The sequence below is a fragment of the Micromonospora costi genome (genome assembly GCF_003626655.1).
Lineage (GTDB): Bacteria > Actinomycetota > Actinomycetes > Mycobacteriales > Micromonosporaceae > Micromonospora > Micromonospora costi.
Window position 1 is genome coordinate 175,306 of record NZ_RBAN01000001.1, and the last position, 20,237, is coordinate 195,542.

The 20,237-nt window shown below is 73.2% G+C and carries 22 protein-coding genes; 12 read left to right on the forward strand and 10 right to left on the reverse strand.

Features of this window, described 5'->3' with window-relative positions:
• Positions 1 to 112 precede the first annotated feature (112 nt).
• The 6 genes from D7193_RS00790 to D7193_RS00815 all read left to right on the forward strand — a co-directional run bounded on the left by D7193_RS00790 (position 113) and on the right by D7193_RS00815 (position 5,633).
• Positions 113 to 454 carry a PadR family transcriptional regulator gene (locus tag D7193_RS00790; RefSeq protein ID WP_120777460.1) on the forward strand — a complete coding sequence of 114 codons (342 nt, stop codon included), beginning with the start codon at positions 113 to 115 and terminating at the stop codon, positions 452 to 454.
• Complete coding sequence (locus tag D7193_RS00795) at positions 451 to 1,401, forward strand: permease prefix domain 1-containing protein (RefSeq protein WP_120777461.1); 951 nt, start codon at positions 451 to 453, stop codon at positions 1,399 to 1,401. The genes D7193_RS00790 and D7193_RS00795 overlap by 4 nt, the downstream gene beginning before the upstream one ends.
• 165 nt (positions 1,402 to 1,566) lie before the next feature.
• The gene (locus tag D7193_RS00800) at positions 1,567 to 2,850 is read left to right on the forward strand and encodes a sensor histidine kinase (protein ID WP_120777462.1); all 1,284 of its coding nucleotides are present in this window, start codon (positions 1,567 to 1,569) and stop codon (positions 2,848 to 2,850) included.
• 20 nt (positions 2,851 to 2,870) lie between these two features.
• Positions 2,871 to 3,599 carry a response regulator gene (locus D7193_RS00805; protein ID WP_120779149.1) on the forward strand — a complete coding sequence of 243 codons (729 nt, stop codon included), beginning with the start codon at positions 2,871 to 2,873 and terminating at the stop codon, positions 3,597 to 3,599.
• Positions 3,600 to 3,681: 82 nt separating this feature from the next.
• The gene (locus tag D7193_RS00810) at positions 3,682 to 4,575 is read left to right on the forward strand and encodes an ABC transporter ATP-binding protein (RefSeq protein WP_120779150.1); all 894 of its coding nucleotides are present in this window, start codon (positions 3,682 to 3,684) and stop codon (positions 4,573 to 4,575) included.
• Complete coding sequence (locus D7193_RS00815) at positions 4,572 to 5,633, forward strand: ABC transporter permease (RefSeq protein ID WP_120777463.1); 1,062 nt, start codon at positions 4,572 to 4,574, stop codon at positions 5,631 to 5,633. The genes D7193_RS00810 and D7193_RS00815 overlap by 4 nt, the downstream gene beginning before the upstream one ends.
• A 67-nt stretch (positions 5,634 to 5,700) precedes the next feature.
• On the opposite strand, the gene D7193_RS00820 is transcribed toward D7193_RS00815, so the two are convergent.
• Positions 5,701 to 6,354 (reverse strand): ribonuclease FAU-1 family protein, encoded by a 654-nt coding sequence (locus D7193_RS00820; RefSeq protein WP_241562769.1) that lies wholly within the window; start codon positions 6,352 to 6,354, stop codon positions 5,701 to 5,703.
• A gap of 149 nt (positions 6,355 to 6,503) precedes the next feature.
• Here D7193_RS00820 and D7193_RS00825 point away from each other — a divergent pair, with 149 nt between their 5' ends.
• From D7193_RS00825 to D7193_RS00840, 4 genes are read left to right on the forward strand one after another with little or no spacing between them, the layout of a single operon-like run.
• Positions 6,504 to 6,836, forward strand: coding sequence for a WXG100 family type VII secretion target (locus D7193_RS00825; RefSeq protein WP_120777464.1), 333 nt, complete (start codon positions 6,504 to 6,506; stop codon positions 6,834 to 6,836).
• Positions 6,837 to 6,838: 2 nt separating this feature from the next.
• On the forward strand, positions 6,839 to 7,333 hold the full coding sequence (locus D7193_RS00830; RefSeq protein WP_120777465.1) for a WXG100-like domain-containing protein: 495 nt from the start codon (positions 6,839 to 6,841) through the stop codon (positions 7,331 to 7,333).
• A complete protein-coding gene (locus D7193_RS00835; protein ID WP_120777466.1) occupies positions 7,326 to 7,817 on the forward strand; it encodes a hypothetical protein in 492 nt (163 codons plus the stop codon). Before D7193_RS00830 ends, D7193_RS00835 begins: the two co-directional genes overlap by 8 nt.
• A gap of 9 nt (positions 7,818 to 7,826) precedes the next feature.
• Positions 7,827 to 8,309, forward strand: a complete 483-nt coding sequence (locus D7193_RS00840; protein WP_120777467.1) for a hypothetical protein — start codon at positions 7,827 to 7,829, stop codon at positions 8,307 to 8,309.
• Between the two features lie 65 nt (positions 8,310 to 8,374).
• Here the strand turns inward: D7193_RS00840 and D7193_RS00845 are convergent, their stop codons facing one another.
• The 7 genes from D7193_RS00845 to pgsA form a co-directional block, all read right to left on the reverse strand.
• Positions 8,375 to 9,124 carry a YebC/PmpR family DNA-binding transcriptional regulator gene (locus tag D7193_RS00845; protein WP_120777468.1) on the reverse strand — a complete coding sequence of 250 codons (750 nt, stop codon included), beginning with the start codon at positions 9,122 to 9,124 and terminating at the stop codon, positions 8,375 to 8,377.
• Positions 9,125 to 9,422: 298 nt separating this feature from the next.
• Positions 9,423 to 10,034, reverse strand: a complete 612-nt coding sequence (gene pdxT, locus D7193_RS00850) for a pyridoxal 5'-phosphate synthase glutaminase subunit PdxT (RefSeq protein ID WP_120777469.1) — start codon at positions 10,032 to 10,034, stop codon at positions 9,423 to 9,425.
• A gap of 37 nt (positions 10,035 to 10,071) precedes the next feature.
• Complete coding sequence (pdxS, locus tag D7193_RS00855) at positions 10,072 to 10,989, reverse strand: pyridoxal 5'-phosphate synthase lyase subunit PdxS (RefSeq protein WP_120777470.1); 918 nt, start codon at positions 10,987 to 10,989, stop codon at positions 10,072 to 10,074.
• Positions 10,990 to 11,372: 383 nt separating this feature from the next.
• Positions 11,373 to 11,876, reverse strand: coding sequence for a hypothetical protein (locus D7193_RS00860; protein ID WP_120777471.1), 504 nt, complete (start codon positions 11,874 to 11,876; stop codon positions 11,373 to 11,375).
• Between the two features lie 106 nt (positions 11,877 to 11,982).
• Positions 11,983 to 13,143 (reverse strand): glycosyltransferase family 4 protein, encoded by a 1,161-nt coding sequence (locus tag D7193_RS00865; protein WP_120777472.1) that lies wholly within the window; start codon positions 13,141 to 13,143, stop codon positions 11,983 to 11,985.
• A 1-nt stretch (position 13,144) separates the two neighbouring features.
• Complete coding sequence (locus tag D7193_RS00870) at positions 13,145 to 14,053, reverse strand: phosphatidylinositol mannoside acyltransferase (RefSeq protein ID WP_120777473.1); 909 nt, start codon at positions 14,051 to 14,053, stop codon at positions 13,145 to 13,147.
• A complete protein-coding gene (gene pgsA / locus D7193_RS00875; protein WP_120777474.1) occupies positions 14,050 to 14,682 on the reverse strand; it encodes a phosphatidylinositol phosphate synthase in 633 nt (210 codons plus the stop codon). The genes D7193_RS00870 and pgsA overlap by 4 nt, the downstream gene beginning before the upstream one ends.
• 250 nt (positions 14,683 to 14,932) lie before the next feature.
• On the opposite strand from pgsA, the gene D7193_RS00880 reads away from it, so the two are divergent.
• Entirely contained in the window at positions 14,933 to 17,092 is a 2,160-nt protein-coding gene (locus D7193_RS00880) for an elongation factor G-like protein EF-G2 (RefSeq protein WP_120777475.1), read from the forward strand.
• A gap of 476 nt (positions 17,093 to 17,568) precedes the next feature.
• Here the strand turns inward: D7193_RS00880 and D7193_RS00885 are convergent, their stop codons facing one another.
• On the reverse strand, positions 17,569 to 18,627 hold the full coding sequence (locus D7193_RS00885; RefSeq protein WP_120777476.1) for an aldo/keto reductase: 1,059 nt from the start codon (positions 18,625 to 18,627) through the stop codon (positions 17,569 to 17,571).
• A 188-nt stretch (positions 18,628 to 18,815) separates the two neighbouring features.
• On the opposite strand from D7193_RS00885, the gene D7193_RS00890 reads away from it, so the two are divergent.
• Positions 18,816 to 19,298, forward strand: a complete 483-nt coding sequence (locus D7193_RS00890) for a hypothetical protein (protein WP_120777477.1) — start codon at positions 18,816 to 18,818, stop codon at positions 19,296 to 19,298.
• A gap of 242 nt (positions 19,299 to 19,540) precedes the next feature.
• On the opposite strand, the gene D7193_RS00895 is transcribed toward D7193_RS00890, so the two are convergent.
• On the reverse strand, positions 19,541 to 20,053 hold the full coding sequence (locus tag D7193_RS00895) for an HIT family protein (RefSeq protein ID WP_174242580.1): 513 nt from the start codon (positions 20,051 to 20,053) through the stop codon (positions 19,541 to 19,543).
• Between the last annotated feature and the right edge of the window lie 184 nt (positions 20,054 to 20,237).

The window sequence follows — 20,237 nt, forward strand, 5'->3', positions numbered from 1 at the left end:
GCGATGTAAAGACCACGCAGCGGAACGGTCTCGGCTACTCAGACATCATCGTGTTCCAGCCCAACGATATGGGTGTGGACAACAGTGTGTGCCACACAGTATCGTGTGATGCATGGTCAGCGATGACACCCTCCGGACCCACCTCCAGGAGCTGCGACGGGGCACGGTCGTGGTGGCGAGCCTCATCGCCCTCCGCCGTCCCGACTACGGCTACGCACTGCTGCAACGGCTCACCGGCCACGGCTTCCCGGTGGACGCCAACACCCTCTACCCGCTGCTGCGCCGCCTCGAGGACCAGGGGCTGCTGACAAGCGAGTGGAACACCGAGGAGAGCCGACCGCGCAAGTTCTACCGGACCAGCGAGGAGGGCGAGCAGCTGCTCGGCCGCCTCCTGGACGACCTGACCGCCGTACAGACATCCCTCACCGGCCTCATCGAAGGAGTGGACCGATGACGTCCCTGACCGACCGCTACCTCGCCGCCACCCTGCGCGCGGTACCCGCCGCCCGGCGCGAGGAGATCGCGATCGAGCTGCGCGGCTCGATCGAGGACATGATCGACGGGCGCCGCGCCGAGGGGCGCGACGCCGAGACCGCCGAGCGCGAGGTGCTCACCGAGCTGGGCAACCCCACGCAGCTCGCCGCCCGCTACGCCGATCGGCGCCTCCAGCTCATCGGCCCGGCCTACTACCTGGCCTGGGAAAAGCTCATGAAGCTGCTGCTCAGCTTCGTCCCGGCCCTGGTCGGCGTCATCGTCGGCCTGCTGGAGGCGACCGACGGGGGCAACCCGGGCGGGGCAATCGGCGAGGGCATCTCCACCGCGCTCATGGCCGCGATCCAGATCGCCTTCTGGGTCACCCTGGTCTTCGCGGTGCTGGAACGCACCAACACCTCGCTGAACCTGCCGGCGTGGACGGTCGACCAGCTCCCCGAGGACCACACCAACCGGCAGATCACGCTGGTCGACACGGCCGCCGCGATCGGCTGGCTCGTGCTGGTCATCGCGTACCTGCCGATCCAGCACTTCCGCTCGTTCGTCCCCAGCGCCGACGGCGAGAACCTGCCGATCCTCGACCCGGCGCTGTGGAGCTTCTGGCTGCCGTTCCTGATGGCGGTGCTGGTCCTGAACGTCGGGCTGGAGATCGCCAAGTACCGCGCCGGCCGATGGACGTGGCCGCTCGTCGGGGCCAACGCGGTGCTCAACCTCGCGTTCGCGGTCCCGGTGATCTGGCTGATCTCGACCGACCGGCTGCTCAACCCGGACTTCGTGAACCGGTGGGAGTGGCTGTCCCGCGAGGAGAACCTGAACAACCTCGGCACCGTCGCGATCGTCGGCACGGTCCTGATCGTGCTCTGGGACGTGATCGACAGCGCCCGCAAGGCGTACGCCAACCGGCACTGACGCCACGGTCGTCGCGGCCCGGCACCCACGGGGGTGCCGGGCCGCGGCGCGTTCCGGGTGCGGCGTGTCCTCGGTCACGTTCCATCCGCGGCCGGTGCGGCGGTCGCGCCGCCCGGCCTGGACTGGCACCCGGGTGGCACCCCTCGGGGTGACATCCTTGGGAGGGTGACCACCCCCACCCCCGACGACGACTGGCGCCGGCCCGGCCCCACCCCCGAACAGCGGCGGCTCGACCTGTACGCCGGACTCGCCCTGACGGTGCTGGCGCTGTTCAGCCTCACGCTGACCCGCAGCACCGGGGCGTTCCTCCTGGGGCCGCCGCCTTCCGTGCCGGAACAGTTCTTCTGGACCGTGGCGGTGCCGCTGCCGCTGATCTGGCGACGGCGGTACCCGGCCAGCGTGCTCGTCGTCGTCGCGGCCGTGTTCATCGCCGCCCAGGCCCGCTCCGCCCCGGAGGCGCAACTCTCCTCCTGGGCGCTGTTCGCCGCGCTGTACTCGCTCGGCGCCTGGGGCCCGGACCGCCGGCTGTCCCGGCGGCTGCGCGTCGGGGTGATCGCCACGATGTTCGCCTGGCTGGGCGTCTACTACGCCGTCACCGTCGGCAGCATCCCGCCCGACGCGTTCGCCCGCGCCGTCGGGCCGGTGCCACCGGTGATCGCCGCCATGGTGAGCGGGGTGCTGGTCAACGGGCTGTACTTCGGCTTCGCGTACTTCTTCGGCGAGACCTCCTGGTTGGCCGCCCGCCGGCAGCACGAGCTGGCGGAGCAGGCGGAGGAGCTGCGCCGGTCGCAGGCCGACGCGCGGGGACGGGCGGTGATCGGCGAGCGGGTACGCATCGCCCGGGAGCTGCACGACGTGGTCGCCCACCACGTGTCGGTGATGGGTGTGCAGGCGTCGGCCGCGCGGCGGGTCTTCGACAAGGACCCCGGCAAGGCCCGGACGGCGCTGACGGCCATCGAGGAGACCGCCCGCACGGCGGTCGACGAGCTGCGACGCATGCTGGGCGTCCTGCGGGCGGGCGAGGGCACCCCGGAGCGGGCCGAACCGCCCGCCGGCATCGACCGGATCGCCGCGGTCGTCGACCGCGCCCGCGACGCCGGGCTGCGGGCCACCCTCGGGGTGTACGGGGAGCCGGTCCCGCTGCCGGAGTCGGTGTCCCAGGCGGCGTACCGGATCGTCCAGGAGGCGGTGACGAACGTGCTCAAACACGCCAGCGGCGCGGCGGTGCTCGACGTGCGGGTCCGGTACCTGGCGCGGGAGGTCGAGGTCGACGTGACCGACGACGGGCGGTCCACCCGCCCGGCGAACGCCGACGGGCTGGGCCTGGTCGGCATGCGCGAGCGGGTCGCGACGCACGGCGGCGCGCTGGAGGCGGGTCCCCGCGCCGGCGGCGGCTGGCGGGTACGCGCCCGCTTCCCCCTGGCGGTCGCCCTGGCGGAGGCGGCATGAGCGCCCCCGGGGCCGGCGGCATGAGCGCCGCCGAGGCGGGCGGCACGGGCGCCGTGCCCGGCGTGGACCGGCCGATCCGGGTGCTGCTCGTGGACGACCAGCACCTGGTGCGTACCGGCTTCCGGGTGATCCTGGAGGTGGAGGACGACCTGGAGGTGGTCGGCGAGGCGGCCGACGGCGAGCGCGCCGTGGGCATGGCCCGGGCGCTGCAACCGGACGTCGTGCTCATGGACGTGGAGATGCCCGGCATGGACGGCCTGGAGGCCACCCGGCAGATCACCGCGCCCGGCTCCCCGGGCGGTCCGGCCGTCCTGATCCTCACCACCTTCGACCGGGACGACTACCTGTTCGCCGCGCTGCGGGCCGGCGCCAGCGGTTTCCTGCTCAAGAACGGCACCCCGGAGGCGCTGATCGAGGCGATCCGGGTCCTGGCCCGGGGCGACGGTCTCCTCGCGCCGGAACTGACCCGGCGCGTGATCGCCACCTTCGCCCGACCCGGAGGCGGCACGGCGGCGGGCGGAGCGGCGGCGGGCAGGGCGGCGCTCGGTGAGCTGACCCCCCGGGAGCGGGAGGTCCTCGTGCTGCTGGCCAGGGGCGCGAGCAACGCCGAGATCGCCGCCGAGCTGCACCTCGGCGAGGCCACCGTGAAGACGCACGTGAGCCGGGTGCTCGCCAAGCTGGACCTGCGCGACCGGGTGCAGGCGGTGGTCTTCGCGTACGAGCACGGGGTGGTGCGGCCCGGCGGGTGACCCGGCTCCGCCGTCGGGGGGACACCGGAACTCCCCCGACGGACGGACGGCAGCCGGGGATCGGCGATCTAGCGTGATCGCCGTGACCGATGTGCTCCGCCTCGACGGCGTCGACCGTAGCTTCGGCGACCGCCAGGCGCTCAAGAACGTGTCCTTCGACGTGGTAGCCGGCCGGATGACCGGCTTCGTGGGCGGCAACGGGGCCGGCAAGACCACCACCATGCGGATCATCCTGGGCGTCCTCGCCGCCGACGCCGGCCGGGTGACCTGGCGGGGTGCGCCGCTGACCCGGGAGGCCCGCCAGCGCTTCGGCTACATGCCGGAGGAACGCGGCCTCTACCCCAAGATGAGCGTCCGCGAGCAGGTGACCTACCTGGGCCGGCTGCACGGGATGACCGCCGCGGCGGCCCGGCAGGCCACGGACGCGCTGCTGGAGCGGGTCGGTCTCGCCGAGCGCGGCGACGACCTGCTGGAGACTCTCTCGCTGGGCAACCAGCAGCGGGCGCAGATCGCCGCGGCGCTGGTGCACGAGCCCGACGTGCTGGTGCTGGACGAGCCGTTCTCCGGCCTCGACCCGCTGGCCGTCGACACCGTCGTCGGCGTGCTGCGCGAGCGGGCCGCCGCGGGTGTCCCCGTGCTCTTCTCCAGCCACCAGCTCGACGTGGTGGAACGGCTCTGCGACGACCTGGTGATCATCTCGGACGGGGTGATCCGGGCCGCCGGTGGCCGCGAGCAGCTGCGCCGGACGTACACCTCGCCCCGCTTCGAGCTGGTGGTGGAGACCGACGCCGGCTGGCTGCGGGACCAGCCGGGGGTGACGCTGGTCGACCTCGACGGCGCGCGCGCCGTGTTCGACCTCGCGCCGGACGCCGACGAGCAGCCGGTGCTGCACGCGGCGCTCGCCCGCGGCCCGGTGCGCGCGTTCCGCCCGGTCAGCCCGTCCCTCACCGAGATCTTCCGAGAGGTCGCCCAGTGAACACCATGCAGGCCACCCGCCTGGTCGCCGCCCGGGAGATCCGGGTCAAGCTGCGCGACAGGACGTTCCTCATCAGCACCGTGTTCTTCCTGCTGCTCGCCGCGGCGGCGACCATCCTGCCGGCCGTGTTCGCGGGCGGACCGTCCACCGTGGCCGTGACCGAGCAGGCCGCCGGCCCGCTGCGCTCCGCCGGACTGGAGGTGCGGGTCGTGCCCGACGACCGGGCCGCCGAACGGGCCGTGCAGGACGGTGACGTGGACGCCGCGGTGGTCGCCGGCCCGACCGTGCTGGCCCTGGACGAGGCGCCGGACGACGTGGTGGGGGCGCTGAGCACCCGGCCGCCCGTCCGGCTGCTCGACCCGGACGCGGTGGACCCGGCGGTGGCCTTCCTCGTGCCGTTCGCGTTCGCGTTCATCTTCTTCGTCACGTCGCAGGGCTTCGGCGTGCAGATCGCGCAGAGCATCATCGAGGAGAAGCAGACCCGCATCGTGGAGATCCTGGTCGCCGCGGTGCCCGTCCGGGCGCTGCTCGCCGGCAAACTCGTGGCCGGCACCCTGCTCGCCCTCGGCCAGATCGCCCTGGTGGCGCTGGTGGCGCTCGTCGGCATGGCGTTCGGCGGCGACGGCGGGCTGCTCTCCCTGCTCGCACCGGCGATCGGCTGGTTCCTGCCGTTCTTCCTGCTGGGCTTCGTGCTGATCGCGGCCATGTGGGCGGCGGCCGGCGCGCTGGTCAACCGGATGGAGGACATCGGTGGTGTGTCGATGCCGGTCCAGCTCACCGTGATGCTGCCGTTCTTCGCGGTGATCTTCCTGCACGACAACCCGACGGCCATGCGGGTGCTGTCCTACGTGCCGTTCTCCGCGCCGACCGCGATGCCGCTGCGGCTGTTCACCGGCGACGCGGCCGGCTGGGAGCCGGTGGTGGCGCTGGTCCTGCTGCTGGCCTCGGCCGTCGCGTTCCTGCTCGCCGGGGTCCGTGTGTACGAGGGTGCGCTGCTGCGGACGAACGGCCGCACGTCGATCGGCACGGCATGGCGGTCGCGGGAGACGGTGGCCTGAGCCACCGGCACGGCCGGACGGGGGCGGGCCGGGCCGACGCCCGCACGGGTGTGGCCCGGCCCGACGGTCAACAGGGGACGGTGTCCCAGCCGGCGGGCAGCCGGGGCGCCGGCCAGCCCGGGTCGGGCCGCCACGCGGCCCACCGCTCGTCCCACCAGCGCCGCCCGGCGTCCAGGAGCCCGGCGATCCGGTCGCCCTCGGCGCGGATCGCGTCGGCCATCCCCGGGTAGCGTCCCTCCGCGAGACGCTGCGCGAACATCTCCACGTCCTTCCAGACGTACCGCTCGGCGTCCGCGGCCCACCACAGGTCCAACTCGTGGTCGAGGGTGTCCACCCCGATCGGCGTACGCCGGAGCGGGTCCTGGAGGTTGAAGTACCAGCCCGCGAAGGCGCGGTCCGGCCCCGCCCAGAAGACGTCCACCGAGTGCGCCTCGCCGGGGCGGTGCAGCATCAGCTTGCCGTGCCCGCTCCACGCGCGGTGCCCGGCGGTCTGCCACGGGTGCCGTCCCGCCGGGAACGTGCCGGCGTCGGGGAAGCCGAACTCGGCGCCCGGCGGCAGGTACAGGGCCAGCAGGTCGGGCGAATCCTCGACGCAGATCGTCGGGCAGCCGAACCAGACCTCGCCGAGAAGGATCTCGCGCCGGACGACCACGTCGCCCGGCGCGAACCGACGCCCGCCGGCCGGTCCACCGCTCTGCCCGGCACCACCCCGCTGATCCACTCCCCCAACCTACCGACGGGAGTGTGCGCCCCGCCGGCGCGCGTCGTGCGTCGTACGTCCGACAGAAGCGGCGAGCGGGGCTGTCCGGCGCGGACGCATCCATTAGCATCCATCCCGCAAGCCCCCCGGCCAGGCGTACGGAGGCGAGCGTGACGATGTCCGGTTTCCAGGTCGATCCCGCGTCACTGCGGGCCAGCGCGGCGTTCCTCGACCAGACGGTGGATCAGCTGGCCGACGCCCTGGAGCAGTTCGAGAGCACCGTGCAGGCTCTCGGTCAGCCGTGGGGCGGCGACGACCTGGGCACCCTCATCGGTGAGCTCTACCTCGGCATCCACGACCTCGCCATGAGCTGTTTCGAGGGCAACGGCGAGGTGCTGGGGCAGTTCGCCGAGGGTCTGCACACGATGGCCGACACCTTCGAGGCGGTCGATCAGCAGGCCGAGGCGGCCCTACGGCGTATCGGCGCAGCACTCGGCGGGTGACCATGGGCCTCCAGCTTCCCGGTGAGCTCGTCGCCCTGCTCGGCATGCTCGGCTACACCTGGCCCGAGGCCGACGAGCAGAAGCTCTTCGAGCTGGGCCAGCACTGGCTGGAACTGGCGGGTACGGTGCAGGCGGCCGGCGCCGGGGCGCAGCAGGCCGGCCAGTCCGTCTGGAACGGCAACTCGGGCCAGGCGATCGACGCGTTCCAGCAGCGGTGGAGCGGGCCGGAGGCGCCGGTCGCGAACCTCTCCGACGGCGTCACCGCCGCGCAGGGCGTCGCGGTGGGACTGTTCCTGACCGCCGGGGTCGTCCTCGTCCTCAAGATCAATGTGATCGTGCAACTGGTCCTGCTGGCGATCCAGATCGCGCAGGCGATCGCCACCGCCGGGCCGACGTTCGGCGCGTCGCTGGCCGAGATCCCGATCTTCAAGATGATCACCTCCCTGGTGATCGACCAGTTGCTCGGCCTCGCCGTGGACGCGGTGCTCAATGGGTAAGGGGAAGCTGCGCCGGCTCCGCCGCCAGGGCCGCGGCGGCTTCGCCCGGGGTGTCTTCGGCCCGATCGGCGACCTGCTCCGCCCGGGCCAGGACCTCACCAACCTCAACCTGCCCCGCAACCGGCTGCGCCACCCCGGCGCCACGCCCTTCCCCGTCCGGTCCCTGCGCGGAATCTCCATCGGCTCCCTGCGGAAGCAACGCCCCCGGAACTGGACGGAGACGCCGACCCGCAACAACGAGGGCTTCATCTGGAAGGACGAGAACGGTGTCGAGCGGCTGCGCTTCATGCGCCCGACCGGCGACAACCCGAGCAACAGCCAGTGGAGCCGCCAGGCCAACGGCTACCTCCGGTGGCAGTCGTCCCAGTCGGGCGACAGCCCGGCGGATAACCTCTTCCTCGATCAGGACGGCCAGATCGTGGACAGGGACGATCCGCTGTTCGCCGAGAAGACACACATCGTCTACGAAGGCCCTTATCCGTAAGGAGAGAGCGTGGAACCGATGCGGGACCCCGGAGCGGCACTCGGCCACATCATGGAGGCCCTCGTCTTCTCCTACGTCTACGAGCCGGAACGGGCCACCTTCACACTGGTCACCGAATACCCGTTCAAGTCACCCGGCAGCATCCGCGAGTTCGCGGCGTTCGTCCTCTCGGCCGCCGAGTTCGAACGGCTCCCCGGCGACCTCGCGCCCTACCAGCGCTTCCGGGAGTCCTACCAGGGCAGCGGGCCGGGCGGCATGGTGGTGCAGGACGTCCAGCAGCGGGACGTCGGGCCGGACCGGCACCGCCTGGAACTCTGGTTCGGCGACAACTTCGGTGGGGTTGCCGTGACGTACGGCGAGGCGCGCGGCTGGACCCGGGGATCGACGGCGGAGCAGGTGGGCCCGCGGCAGTGGGTCTACCGCGACCTGCGGACGAACGAGCCGTTCGATCTCGACTACCCGTTCCCGAGCCTGGCCGGCGGACCCGCCTGAGACGACTGTCGGCCCCCGGTGGGAGCACCGGGAGCCGACGGTGGGCGGGGTACGACCGGCCGCGGTCAGCCGACCGCGGCCATCACCTCGTCGCTGACGTCGAAGTTCGCGTAGACGTTCTGCACGTCGTCGCAGTCCTCCAGGACGTCGATCAGCTTGAAGATCTTGCGAGCGCCCTCCTCGTCCAGCGGGACGTTGACGCTCGGGATCAGCGAGGACTCGGCCGACTCGTACTCGATGCCGGCGTCCTGCAGGGCGGTGCGCACCGCGATCAGGTCGGTCGGCTCCGAGACCACCTCGAACGCCTCACCGAGGTCGTTGACCTCCTCGGCGCCCGCGTCGAGGACGGCCATCATGACGTCGTCCTCGGTGGTCCCCGTCTTGGGGACGATCACCACGCCCTTGCGGGAGAACATGTACGACACCGAGCCGGCGTCGGCGAACGAGCCGCCGTTGCGGGTCAGCGCCGTCCGCACCTCGGTCGCGGCGCGGTTGCGGTTGTCTGTGAGGCACTCGATGAGCAGGGCGACGCCGTTCGGGCCGTACCCCTCGTACATGATCGTCTGGTAGTCGGCGCCGCCGGCCTCCAGGCCGGAGCCCCGCTTGACCGCGCGGTCGATGTTGTCGTTGGGGACCGAGTTCTTCTTCGCCTTCTGGATGGCGTCGTAGAGGGTCGGGTTGCCCGCCGGGTCACCGCCGCCGGTCCGGGCCGCCACCTCGACGTTCTTGATCAGCTTGGCGAACATCTTGCCGCGCTTGGCGTCGATGACGGCCTTCTTGTGCTTGGTGGTCGCCCACTTTGAGTGGCCGGACATCTGCTACCTCCGTCTGTCGTTCCCACGCCTGCGTCGACTGCCACGCCGATCTCTGCCACATGCGGCGGTCGTTGCCGTATCCAGCGATCCGGCGGCCGGTCGGCTCCCGCGGGAAACGCCACGCGGGCGATGGTCCTGCCGAACCGCGGCAATCCTACCGAGCCCGCGCCCCGACATGTCACACCCGGTCACCGCCGGGGACCGCGCCGGGCTTCCGGGCGCACCCTGGAGACAACGCCCGCCGGCCGGAAAACATGCCCCGCCGCCCCGGGGAATTCACCCGTGTGGCCTTGAGCCGTCAGGTGGCGGAGCGGACCAGGTCCACGAAGTAGGCGTGCAGCCGGCGGTCGCCGGTCAGCTCCGGGTGGAACGAGGTGGCCAGCAGGTTGCCCTGCCGCACCGCCACGATCCGCCCGGCTGCCGGGCCGTCGCCGACCTGGCCCAGCACCTCGACGCCGTCGCCGACCCGCTCGACCCAGGGCGCCCGGATGAACACCGCGTGGAACGGCTCCCCCTCCACGCCGGTGATCGACACGGGAGCCTCGAACGAGTCGACCTGGCGGCCGAACGCGTTGCGCCGGACGGTCATCGCGATGCCGTCGAACCCGCGCTGGTCGGGGCGCCCGTCGAGCACCTCGGTGGCCAGCATGATCATGCCGGCGCAGGAGCCGTAGACCGGCATCCCGCCGGCGATCCGCTTGTCGATCGGCTCGCGCAGCTCGAAGATGTCGACCAGCTTGCTGATCGTCGTGGACTCCCCGCCCGGGATGACCAGGCCGTCGACGGCGTCCAGTTCCCGCGTACGCCGGACCGGGCGGGCGTCCGCCCCCGCGGCTGCCAGGGCCGCGACGTGCTCGCGCACGTCGCCCTGGAGGGCGAGCACCCCGATCACTGGCGTCCCGCTGGTCACGTCCGTCCCTCCCCGGTCCCGGCCGGCGTGGCCGCGGTCACCAGCCGCGCTCGGCCAGGCGGTGCGGCTGCGGAATCTCGTCGACGTTGATGCCGACCATCGCCTCGCCGAGGCCCCGCGAGACCTTCGCGAGCACGTCCGGGTCGTCGTGGAACGTCGTCGCCTTGACGATCGCGGCGGCGCGCTGGGCCGGGTTGCCGGACTTGAAGATGCCGGAGCCGACGAACACGCCCTCGGCGCCAAGCTGCATCATCATGGCGGCGTCGGCCGGGGTGGCGATCCCGCCGGCGGTGAAGAGCACCACCGGCAGCTTCCCGGTCTCGGCGACCTCCCGGACCAGCTCGTACGGCGCCTGGAGCTCCTTGGCCGCGACGTACAGCTCGTCGGTGGGCAGCGACTGGAGCCGGCGGATCTCCTGGCGGATCTTCCGCATGTGGGTGGTCGCGTTGGAGACGTCGCCCGTGCCGGCCTCGCCCTTGGAGCGGATCATGGCCGCGCCCTCGGTGATCCGGCGCAGCGCCTCACCCAGGTTGGTGGCGCCGCACACGAACGGGACCGTGAACGCCCACTTGTCGATGTGGTTCTCGTAGTCGGCGGGGGTGAGCACCTCGGACTCGTCGACGTAGTCGACGCCGAGCGACTGGAGGATCTGCGCCTCCACGAAGTGGCCGATGCGGGCCTTGGCCATCACCGGGATGGAGACCGCGTTGATGATGCCGTCGATCATGTCCGGGTCGCTCATCCGGGACACGCCGCCCTGGGCGCGGATGTCCGCGGGGACGCGCTCCAGCGCCATGACGGCGACCGCGCCGGCGTCCTCGGCGATCTTGGCCTGTTCGGGGGTGACCACGTCCATGATCACGCCGCCCTTGAGCATCTCGGCCATGCCGCGCTTGACGCGCGCGGTGCCGACGACCGGGCTGGTGCTGCTGGTCTCGGAGGCGGTTTCGGGCACGGGACATCGCTCCTCAGGCGTGCTCGGGAGGTGACGGCGAAATGCTACGTCCGCTGCAACGCCGTTCCGACAGCCAATCAGACCCCCGGTGGCCTGGACTGTGCGGGCCGTCACCGCGTCCCTGGACGGCCCGCGCCCGGGGGCGCCCATCAGGGCCGGAACCGGACGCCGGACGTGATCGACACCAGATCGCCGAAATCGCGCTATCGGGACGCGCGGAACACCGCGACTTCCGGGAACCGGAGTCGATCACCTCGGGCGGTGACCCAGTCGTGTAGGCGCTGTCGAGCTGCCTCAGGCATGGGGCGCGGAGGGGTCACCCGTCGTCAGCCGGGGCGTCCCACCAGCTCAGGCGGTCCGGTCCGGCGGCGAGCGCGGCGTACTCAGCCGGTGGGCACGTCCGCCGGTGCGCTCAGGGTGGGATCGTCGATGTCGAAGTAGCGGGGCCACTCCCGGCCCCGCCCCATCCGCAGCAGGCGTACCAGCGGACGGCCGCGCGCCGCCCGCGCGTCCCGCACCAGGTCGGTGTGCACCTGCCGGGCCAGCGCGAGCCGGCGGCTGGCCGCGATGACCGCCTCGCAGTCCGGGTCGGTCGGGTCCAGCTGCACGGCGCGCAGCTGCCGGGTCAGGTCGTTCTCGGCGGCCTCGCGCTCGTCCGGGCGGGCGTCGAGCGCGATCCGCGCCGCCGCGTACAGCTCGACGCCGTAGCGGCGCTCGGCCAGCACGGCGGCGGCCGCCGCGCGCCGCAGCAGGTGCGCGTCGAGCGCGCGGGCCGCGAGCTCCGCGCGGTCCTGCAGCCGCTGCACCCGGCCGGCGGTCCAGACGAGGTACGCCGAGACCAGCCCGACGGCCACGGCCGCGCCCACCGCCCACCACATGCCCGGCATCGTAGTGCTGCTCCGTTCCCGTCCCGCGGGGCCCGGCCGACGCGCGCTCGCTCACGTCGATGCCTCGTGGCCCTCGTCCCGCACCCGCCGGTGGGCGGGCGCCGGTTCAGCCCAGCCCCACCCACTCCTCGTCGATGACCCGCCCGTCGGTGGCCTCGATCGCCGCCGCGTACACCTCGAGCACCCGCCGCGCGACCACCGGCCAGTCGAAGCTCGCCACCACCTGGTCGCCGCTGGCGGTCAGCACGGCGCGCGCGGGCGCGTCGTCGAGCAGCTCGACCAGCGCGTCGCCCAGCGCCGCCGCGTTCCCTGTGGGGAAGAGCCGCCCCGCCCGACCGCCGTCGAGCACGCGGCGGAACGCGTCGAGGTCGCTCGCGACCACGGTGGTACCGGCGGCCAGCGCCTCGGTGAGGATCATGCCGAACGACTCGCCGCCGGTGTTGGGCGCCACGTAGAGGTGGACGCTGCGCAGCATGCGCGCCTTGTCCGGCTCGGACACGAGGCCCAGGAAGGTGACCCGGTCGCGCAGCGCGGCCGGGAACTGGTCGAACAACTCGTCCGGCTCGCCGGGCCCGGCCACGAGCAGCCGCAGCCCGGGGCGGCGCGGCGCCAGCGCGACGAACGCGTCGCGGAGCACCGGGAAACCCTTGCGGGGCTCGGTGAACCGGCCCAGGAAACCGAGGGTTCCGCCGGTGCCCGGGCCGCACTCCCCGGGCCAGCCGGGCAGCGGCTCGGCGTCGGCGAACTTGGCGACCGCCACCCCGTTCGGGATCTCGACGGCGCCGCCGTCCAGGTGCTCGACCTGCACCTTGCGGGCCAGCGCGCTCACCGCGATCCGGGCGGTGATGCGTTCCAGCACGATCTGGAGCACGCCCTGGGCGGCGGCCAGGGCCCGGGACCGGGTGATGGCGGTGTGGAAGGTGGCGACCACCGGCCCGCGCGCGGACAGGACGGCGAGCAGGGACAGGCTCAGCGTCAGCGGCTCGTGGACGTGCAGCACGTCGAAGTCGCCGCGGGTGATCCACCGGCGGACCCGCGCGGTGGAGACGGGCCCGAACGCGATGCGCGCCACCGAGCCGTTGTACGGAAGGGGGACGGCCCGGCCGGCCGGCACCACGTACGGCGGCAGCGGGGAGTCCTCGTCGGCCGGGGCGAGCACGCTGACCTCGTGGCCGAGCGCGATCAGCGCCTCGGCGAGGTCCATGACGTGGTTCTGCACCCCGCCCGGGACGTCGAAGGAGTACGGGCACACGATGCCGATCCGCACGTCATCGCCCTCTGTCCGCGTTCGTGGTGCGGCGCTGGTCGAGCCACATCCGTTGCAGCATGTGCCAGTCCTCCGGGTGCCGGGCGACGCCCACCGCCAGCTCGTCGGCGATCCGCTGGGTGAGCGCCCGGACGCGCTGGTCGAGCGGCCCCTCGTCGGGGCCAGGCACCGGCAGCGGGCCCTCGATGGCCGCGCACGCCCGGTCCGGTTCGAACCACAGGGAGGCCACGTAGAGGGGCGCGCGGGTGCGCAGGGCCAGCAGGGCCGGCCCGGCCGGCATCCGGGTCCGGGAGCCGAAGAAGTCCACCTCGACACCGCGGGCGGAGAGATCCCGGTCGGCCAGCAACGGCACCACGGCACCGGCCCGCAGCCGGTCGACGAGCACGTCGAACGCTGGCCGTGGGCCGCCGCGGTTGGGCAGGATCTCCATGCCGAGACCCTCCCGGAAGGCGACGAAACGCTCGAACATGCCCTCCGGCAGCCGCTCGGCGACCGTGGTGATCGGCCAGCCGTTGGCGGCCACCCACGCCCCCGCGGCGTCCCAGTTGCCGGCGTGCGGAAGCGCGATCACCGCGCCCCGGCCGGACGCCACGGCCGCCGCCAGCTCCTCCTCGCCGTCGAGCCGGAAGGTGGCGAGGATCTGCTCGCGGCTGAGCGAGGGCAGTCGGAACGCCTCCATCCAGTACCGGGCGTACGAGCGCAGGCCCCGACGGACGAGGTCGTCCAGCTCGGCGTCCGGCATGTCGGGCCCGACCACCCGGCGCAGGTTCGCCCGCAGCCGGTCCGTGGCGCCGCCGCCTCGCCGGTGGACGCGATCCGCACCGGCCCGGAACGCCGCGGCCACGACGGGCCGCGGCAGCGCGCGCACCACCCGCCAGCCGGCGACGTAGCCGAGCTCGGTGAGATTCACCCGTTTCCGCCCGGTGTGGGGACCTGCCGCGCCTGCCGGTAGACGTGCGTCATGCGCTGCCCGACCGTGAAGATCGACACGGCCGCGAGCAGCCAGAGCGCGATCTGCAGGGCCGGGTCGACGCCCAGGCCGGTGAGCAGGCCGCCGACCCCCACGATCAGCAGCCGCTCGGTGCGTTCGGCGATGCCCACGTTGGCGGTCATGCCGAGGCCCTCGGCGCGGGCCTTCACGTACGAGACCACGCTGCCGGCGGCCAGACAGAGCAGCGCCGCGGCCACGCCGGCGTGCTCACCCTGGGTGGCCAGCCAGTACGCGACCGCGCCGAACACGGCGCTGTCGGCGATCCGGTCCATGCTCGAGTCGAGGAACGCGCCGAACCGGGTGGAGCCGCCGCTCATCCGGGCCATCGTGCCGTCGAGGAGGTCGGTGAGCGCGAAGACCGTGACGATCAGCGCGCCGGCGACCAGGTGACCGCGGGCGCCGAAGCCGAGCGCGCCGACCAGCACGCCGACGGTGCCGGTCACGGTGACCGCGTTGGGGGTGACGCCCGCCCGGAGCAGGCCGCGTGCGAGCGGCTCGACGACGCGGGTCATCCCCGCGCGGGCCGACACTTGGAAGATCTTCGCCATGGCGGTCCCACGATAACGGTCCACCGAGGTGCGGCGATACGGCCGGTCAGGGCACGGCCGCCGCGGAGGCTTGTGCCCGCCCGGCAACGGGTGTGAGATCGGGTCAGGAAGGTGACCCAGGTCACCCGCCCGACCGTCCAGTTCCCGCTGTGCAGCAGACCACCGGAGGATATCGCCGCGCACTCGCCCCGGGCCGCACCCCGTCACGCGCGGCGGTCGCCACCACCACCGGCTGAGGGAGGTGCGCCCGATGGCGCAGAAAAGTCAGGAGAAGGGTGTCACCGGCGTCGCGCCGGTGGTGACCGAGCCCGGCAGGGTTCGCAACGTGGTGCTCGTCGGGCACTCCGGCGTGGGCAAGACGACCCTGGTCGAGGCGCTGCTCACGGCCAGCGGCACGATCGGCCGCGCCGGCACGGTCACCGACGGCACCACGGTGTGCGACCACGACCCCGCCGCCGTACGGCAGCAGCGGTCGGTGAGCCTGGCCTGCGCGCCGCTGCTGCACGACGGCATCAAGGTCAACCTTCTGGACACCCCCGGTTACGCGGACTTCGTGGGCGAGCTGCGCGCCGGGCTGCGCGCCGCCGACGCCGCGCTGTTCGTCGTCTCCGCCGCCGACGGGATGGACGCGGCCACCGCCGCGCTCTGGGAGGAGTGCGCCGCCGTCGACATGCCCCGGGCCGTCGCGGTCTCCCGGCTGGACCACCCGCGCGCCGACTTCGACGAGGCCGTGGCGCTGTGCCAGCGGGTCTTCGGCGACAACGTACTCCCGCTCTACCTGCCGATGCTCGGCGACGACGGCGTCTCCACCGTCGGCCTGCTCGGCCTCATCACCCGGCGCGTCTTCGACTACAGCAACGGGCTGCCCGCCGACGTCCGTGAGCCGGACCCGGAGCACCTGCCCGCGATCGCCGAGTCCCGCAACGAGCTGATCGAGGGGATCATCGCCGAGAGCGAGGACGAGTCGCTGATGGACCGCTACCTCGGTGGCGAGGAGATCGGCACGGACGTACTCATCGACGACCTGGAGAAGGCCGTGGCCCGCGGCCACTTCTACCCGGTGGTGCCGGTCTGCGCCGAGACCGGCGTCGGGCTGGACGCGCTGCTGGAGGTGCTCACCGCCGCGTTCCCGTCGCCGCTGGAGCACGAGCTGCCCGCGGTCAGCGGGGTGGACGGCTCCCCCCGCCCGCCGCTGACCTGCGACCCGGCCGGCCCGCTCGTCGCCGAGGTGGTCAAGACCACCATCGACCGGCACGTGGGGCGGGTGTCCCTGGTCCGCGTCTTCTCCGGCACGCTGAGCCCGGAACAGACCGTGCACGTCTCCGGGCACGGCATGGCCGAACGCGGGCACCCCGACCACGACGCCGACGAGCGGGTCGGGCACATCTACACCCCGCTCGGCGCGACCCTGCGCGAGGTGTCGTCGTGCGTGGCGGGCGACATCTGCGCGATCACCAAGTCGGGCAGCGCCGAGACCGGCGACACCATCTCCGCCAAGGACGAACCGCTGCTCATCGCGCCGTGGGAGATGCCCGAGCCGCTGCTGCCCGTGGCGATCGTGGCGAAGTCCCGGTCGGACGAGGACGCCCTGGCCCGCAACCTGGCGCGGCTGGTGGCCGGCGACCCGACCCTGCGACTGGAACGCAACGCCGAGACCCACCAGCTGGTCCTGTGGTGCATGGGCGAGGCGCACGCCGACGTGGTGCTGGACCGGCTGCGCGCCGGCGGCGTCGAACTGGAGACCGAGCCCGTACGGGTGGCGCTGCGGGAGACGTTCACCAGCGGCGCGAAGGGGCACGGCCGGCACGTCAAGCAGTCCGGCGGCCACGGCCAGTACGCCGTCTGCGACATCGAGGTCGAGCCACTGCCCCGCGGCGGCGGCTTCGAGTTCGTCGACCGGGTGGTCGGCGGCGCGGTGCCGCACAACTACATCCCGTCGGTCGAGAAGGGCGTCCGGGCGCAGATGGAGCGCGGCCTCGTCGCCGGATACCCGGTGGTGGACCTGCGGGTGACGCTCTACGACGGCAAGGCGCACAGCGTCGACTCCTCCGACGCCGCCTTCCAGACCGCCGGCGCGCTCGCACTGCGGGACGCGGCCGAGAAGGGCCAGCCGACGCTGCTGGAACCCGTCGACGAGGTGACCATCCGCGTACCGGACAGCGCGGTCGGCGCCGTGATGGGCGACCTGTCGGGGCGGCGAGGGCGGGTGCTGGGCACCGAGCCGGACCCGGACGGCGAGGGACGGACCCTGGTCCGCGCCGAGGTGCCCGCCACCGAACTGCTCCGCTACGCCGTGGAGCTGCGGTCGATGACTGCCGGCACCGGCACCTTCCGGCGTACCTTCGTCCGCTACGACCCGATGCCCCCACACCTCGCCGACCAGGCCCGCAAGGAACACACCGCAACCTGACCCCCGCGCGGGTCTACGACGCCCGCCCCCGCGCGCCAGACCTCCCCGCCGAGCCCGACCTCCCCGCCGAGCCCGACCTCCCCGCCGATCATGCAGTTGTGGTGCCCGAGCTCTCCGCTTTCGCCAGGTTTGCGGGGCACCACAACTGCATGATCGCGGGCGAGAGGCGCCGGAGTGCGGGCGTGTTCCTGTCGGGGGGTGTGTTTCGGGCACGGTGGGCGGGCCTGGGGTGTGGGCTTCCGACAGCGGCTTCCCGGCACCGGATCCCCGCGGGGCCTCCCCGCCGATCATGCAGTTGTGGTGCCTGGAGTCACCGCTTTCGCCGGGTTTGGGGGGCACCACAACTGCATGATCGCGGGCGGGGGCGGGGCCGGGAGCGCGGCTGGGCGAGGGGCGGCTGCTCGACATGGTCTTCGCCAACGATCGCGCGGTTCCTGGGCGGGGGCAGGCGGGACATCTCAGGGGCGCGGGGGCTGTCAGGGGTGGGTCGCGGGCACGGTGGGGCGGGGCCAGCGCGGGTGGTCGGCGTCGCGCAGCGCCGCGCTGCGTAGGGCAGCGAGTTGGCGTTCGACCTCGGCGAACTGGTCCGGGCCCAGCGGGCCGCGCCGCAGGGCGGCGGCGTTCTCCTCCACCTGGGCGACGGTCCGGCACCCGGGGATCGGGATCGTCCGCCCGCTGCGCGCCCAGATCCAGCCCAGCGCGCCCTGGGCCAGGGTGCGCCCGTCGCCGGTCAGCGCCTCGCGTACGGCGGCCACCCGGCGCAGCCACTCCGGCGCCGGACGGCCCCCACGGAACCACTCCAGCCAGCCCGGCGCTAGCCCGCGTACGTCGTCGCGGGGCAGCGTGGAGTCCGCGGTGTACTTGCCGGTCAGCAGGCCCATGCCCAGCGGCCCCCGGTTGACGCTGGCCAGGTCGTACTTCTCGCACACGGCGAGCAGCTCGGGCGCGTCGCGCAGCACGGACAGCGCGTGCTGCACGGCGGTCGCGCCCGGGGCCCCGTGGCCGAACGCGGCGGCCCGGTCGGGGCGGTCGGTGCTCCAGCCGTACGCCCGGATCAGCCCCTCGGCGACCAACTCCTCCAGCGTGCCGATCAGCGCCTCGGCCCGCGACAGCGGCAGGTCGGCGAGGTGCAGCTGGTACAGGTCGATCCAGTCGGTGTCCAGCCGGCGCAGCGAGGCGGTGACGGCCCGGCGCAGGTACGCCGGTGAGGCGTCCTCGCCGGTGGCCTGCCGCGTCGCCTCGTCGAAGGTGTAGCCCCACTTGGTGGCGATGACGGCCTCGTTCCGTCGGCCCGCGAGGGCGCGGCCGATGATCCGTTCGCTGTGGCCCGCCCCGTACGTGTCGGCCGTGTCGAACAGCGTGACGCCGAGGTCGAGCGCACGCCGGACGGCCCGCACGGACTCGTCGTCGTCCACGGCGCCCCAGCCCAGGGGCTGGCTCCCCTCAGCCCACGGACCACCGATCGCCCAGCACCCCATGCCCAGGGCGCTCACCTCGATGCCGCTGCGTCCCAACGTCCGCGTCGTGACAACCACCGGCCGATCCTGCCACCTCGAGTCCGCTCAACCGCAACAAAACCGCACCGGGACTTCCGCGCCCTGCCGACCCCGGTGATCATGAAGTTATTGCCGCGACACGCCGTGTAATCGAGCAATAACTTCATGATCACCGGGGTCGGGGCGGGAGTGGCGCGGGACGGGGGTTGGTGCGGCATGATCGGCGCATGCGGCGGCTCGGGGTGGACATCGGCGGCGTGATCATCGAGCCGAGCGACGACGACGCGGACACGTCGTTCTTCGGCGACCACTACCTGCGTACGCCGGCGGTCGCGGGAGCCTTCGACGCACTCGCGACGCTCTGCGCCGAGATGGACGAGGTGCACCTGGTCAGCAAGTGCGGCGAGGACACCGAGCGGCGGACCCGCGAGTGGCTCGCCCACCACGACTTCCACACCCGCACCGGCGCACCGGCGGATCGCGTGCACTTCTGCCGCACCCGCCCGGCGAAGGCGCCCATCGCCCGGCGACTCGGGCTGACCCACTTCGTCGACGACCGGCTCGAGGTGCTCGGCTACCTGGAGACGGTGCCGCACCGCTACCTGTTCCGCGGCCGGCCCGCCGAGGTCGCGGCGCACCGCGCGCAGCTGCCCGGCGTACACCAAGTCGCGAGCTGGCCGGAGCTGGTCGCGGCGCTGCGCGCGACCTGATCCACCGACGCCGGCCGCCATGCGATGCCGACGCCGACACCGCTCGGCCGGGTCGGACGAGACGCCCCGCCACCGCCGGCCGCCGTGCGATGCCGACGCCGACACCGCTCGGCCGGGTCGGACGAGACGCCCCGCCACCGCCGGCCGCCGTGCGATGCCGACGCCGCGAGACCGGGTCGGACGCCGCGCCACGCCACCCCCGGAAGCCGTGACGCCCGCGAGCGCCACCCGGGCCTCCGCCCTCAGGACGGCCAGGCGCTCGCGAACAGGTCGCGGGTGTCGCCGAGCAGCTGCGGGAGCACCTTGGTCCGCCCGATCACCGGCATGAAGTTGGCGTCGCCGCCCCAGCGCGGCACCACATGCTGGTGCAGGTGGGCGGCGATGCCCGCGCCGGCCACTCCGCCCTGGTTCATCCCGAGGTTGAAGCCGTGGGCGCTGCTGACCTTGCGGATGACCCGCATCGCGGTCTGGGTGAACGCGGCCAGCTCCGCGGTCTCGGGCTCGTCCAGCTCGGTGTAGTCGGCCACGTGCCGGTACGGGCACACCAGCAGGTGGCCCGGGTTGTACGGGTAGAGGTTGAGCACCGCGTAGACGCGCTCGCCGCGCGCCACGACGAGACTCTCCCCGGGCGGGAGCTGCGGCGCCCGGCAGAACGGGCAGCCGGTCGGCTTCTCGTACCCCTCGGCGGGGCGGTCCTCGCCCGAGATGTACGTCATCCGGTGCGGCGTCCAGAGCCGCTCGAGGCCGTCGGCCATCCCGTCGCTGTCCGTGTGCCGTTCCACCCCACTCACGCAGGCGATCCTACGGACCGCCGCCGAGACGCCGCCCGCTGCCACCCGGCGCCCGTCCCCCGCGAAACCCGCGCGGGACACACGCGAGGCCCGCGCAGTTCCCACGACCGGAATGTCGGCTGTTCAGCAACGCGTCAAATGGAAGTTG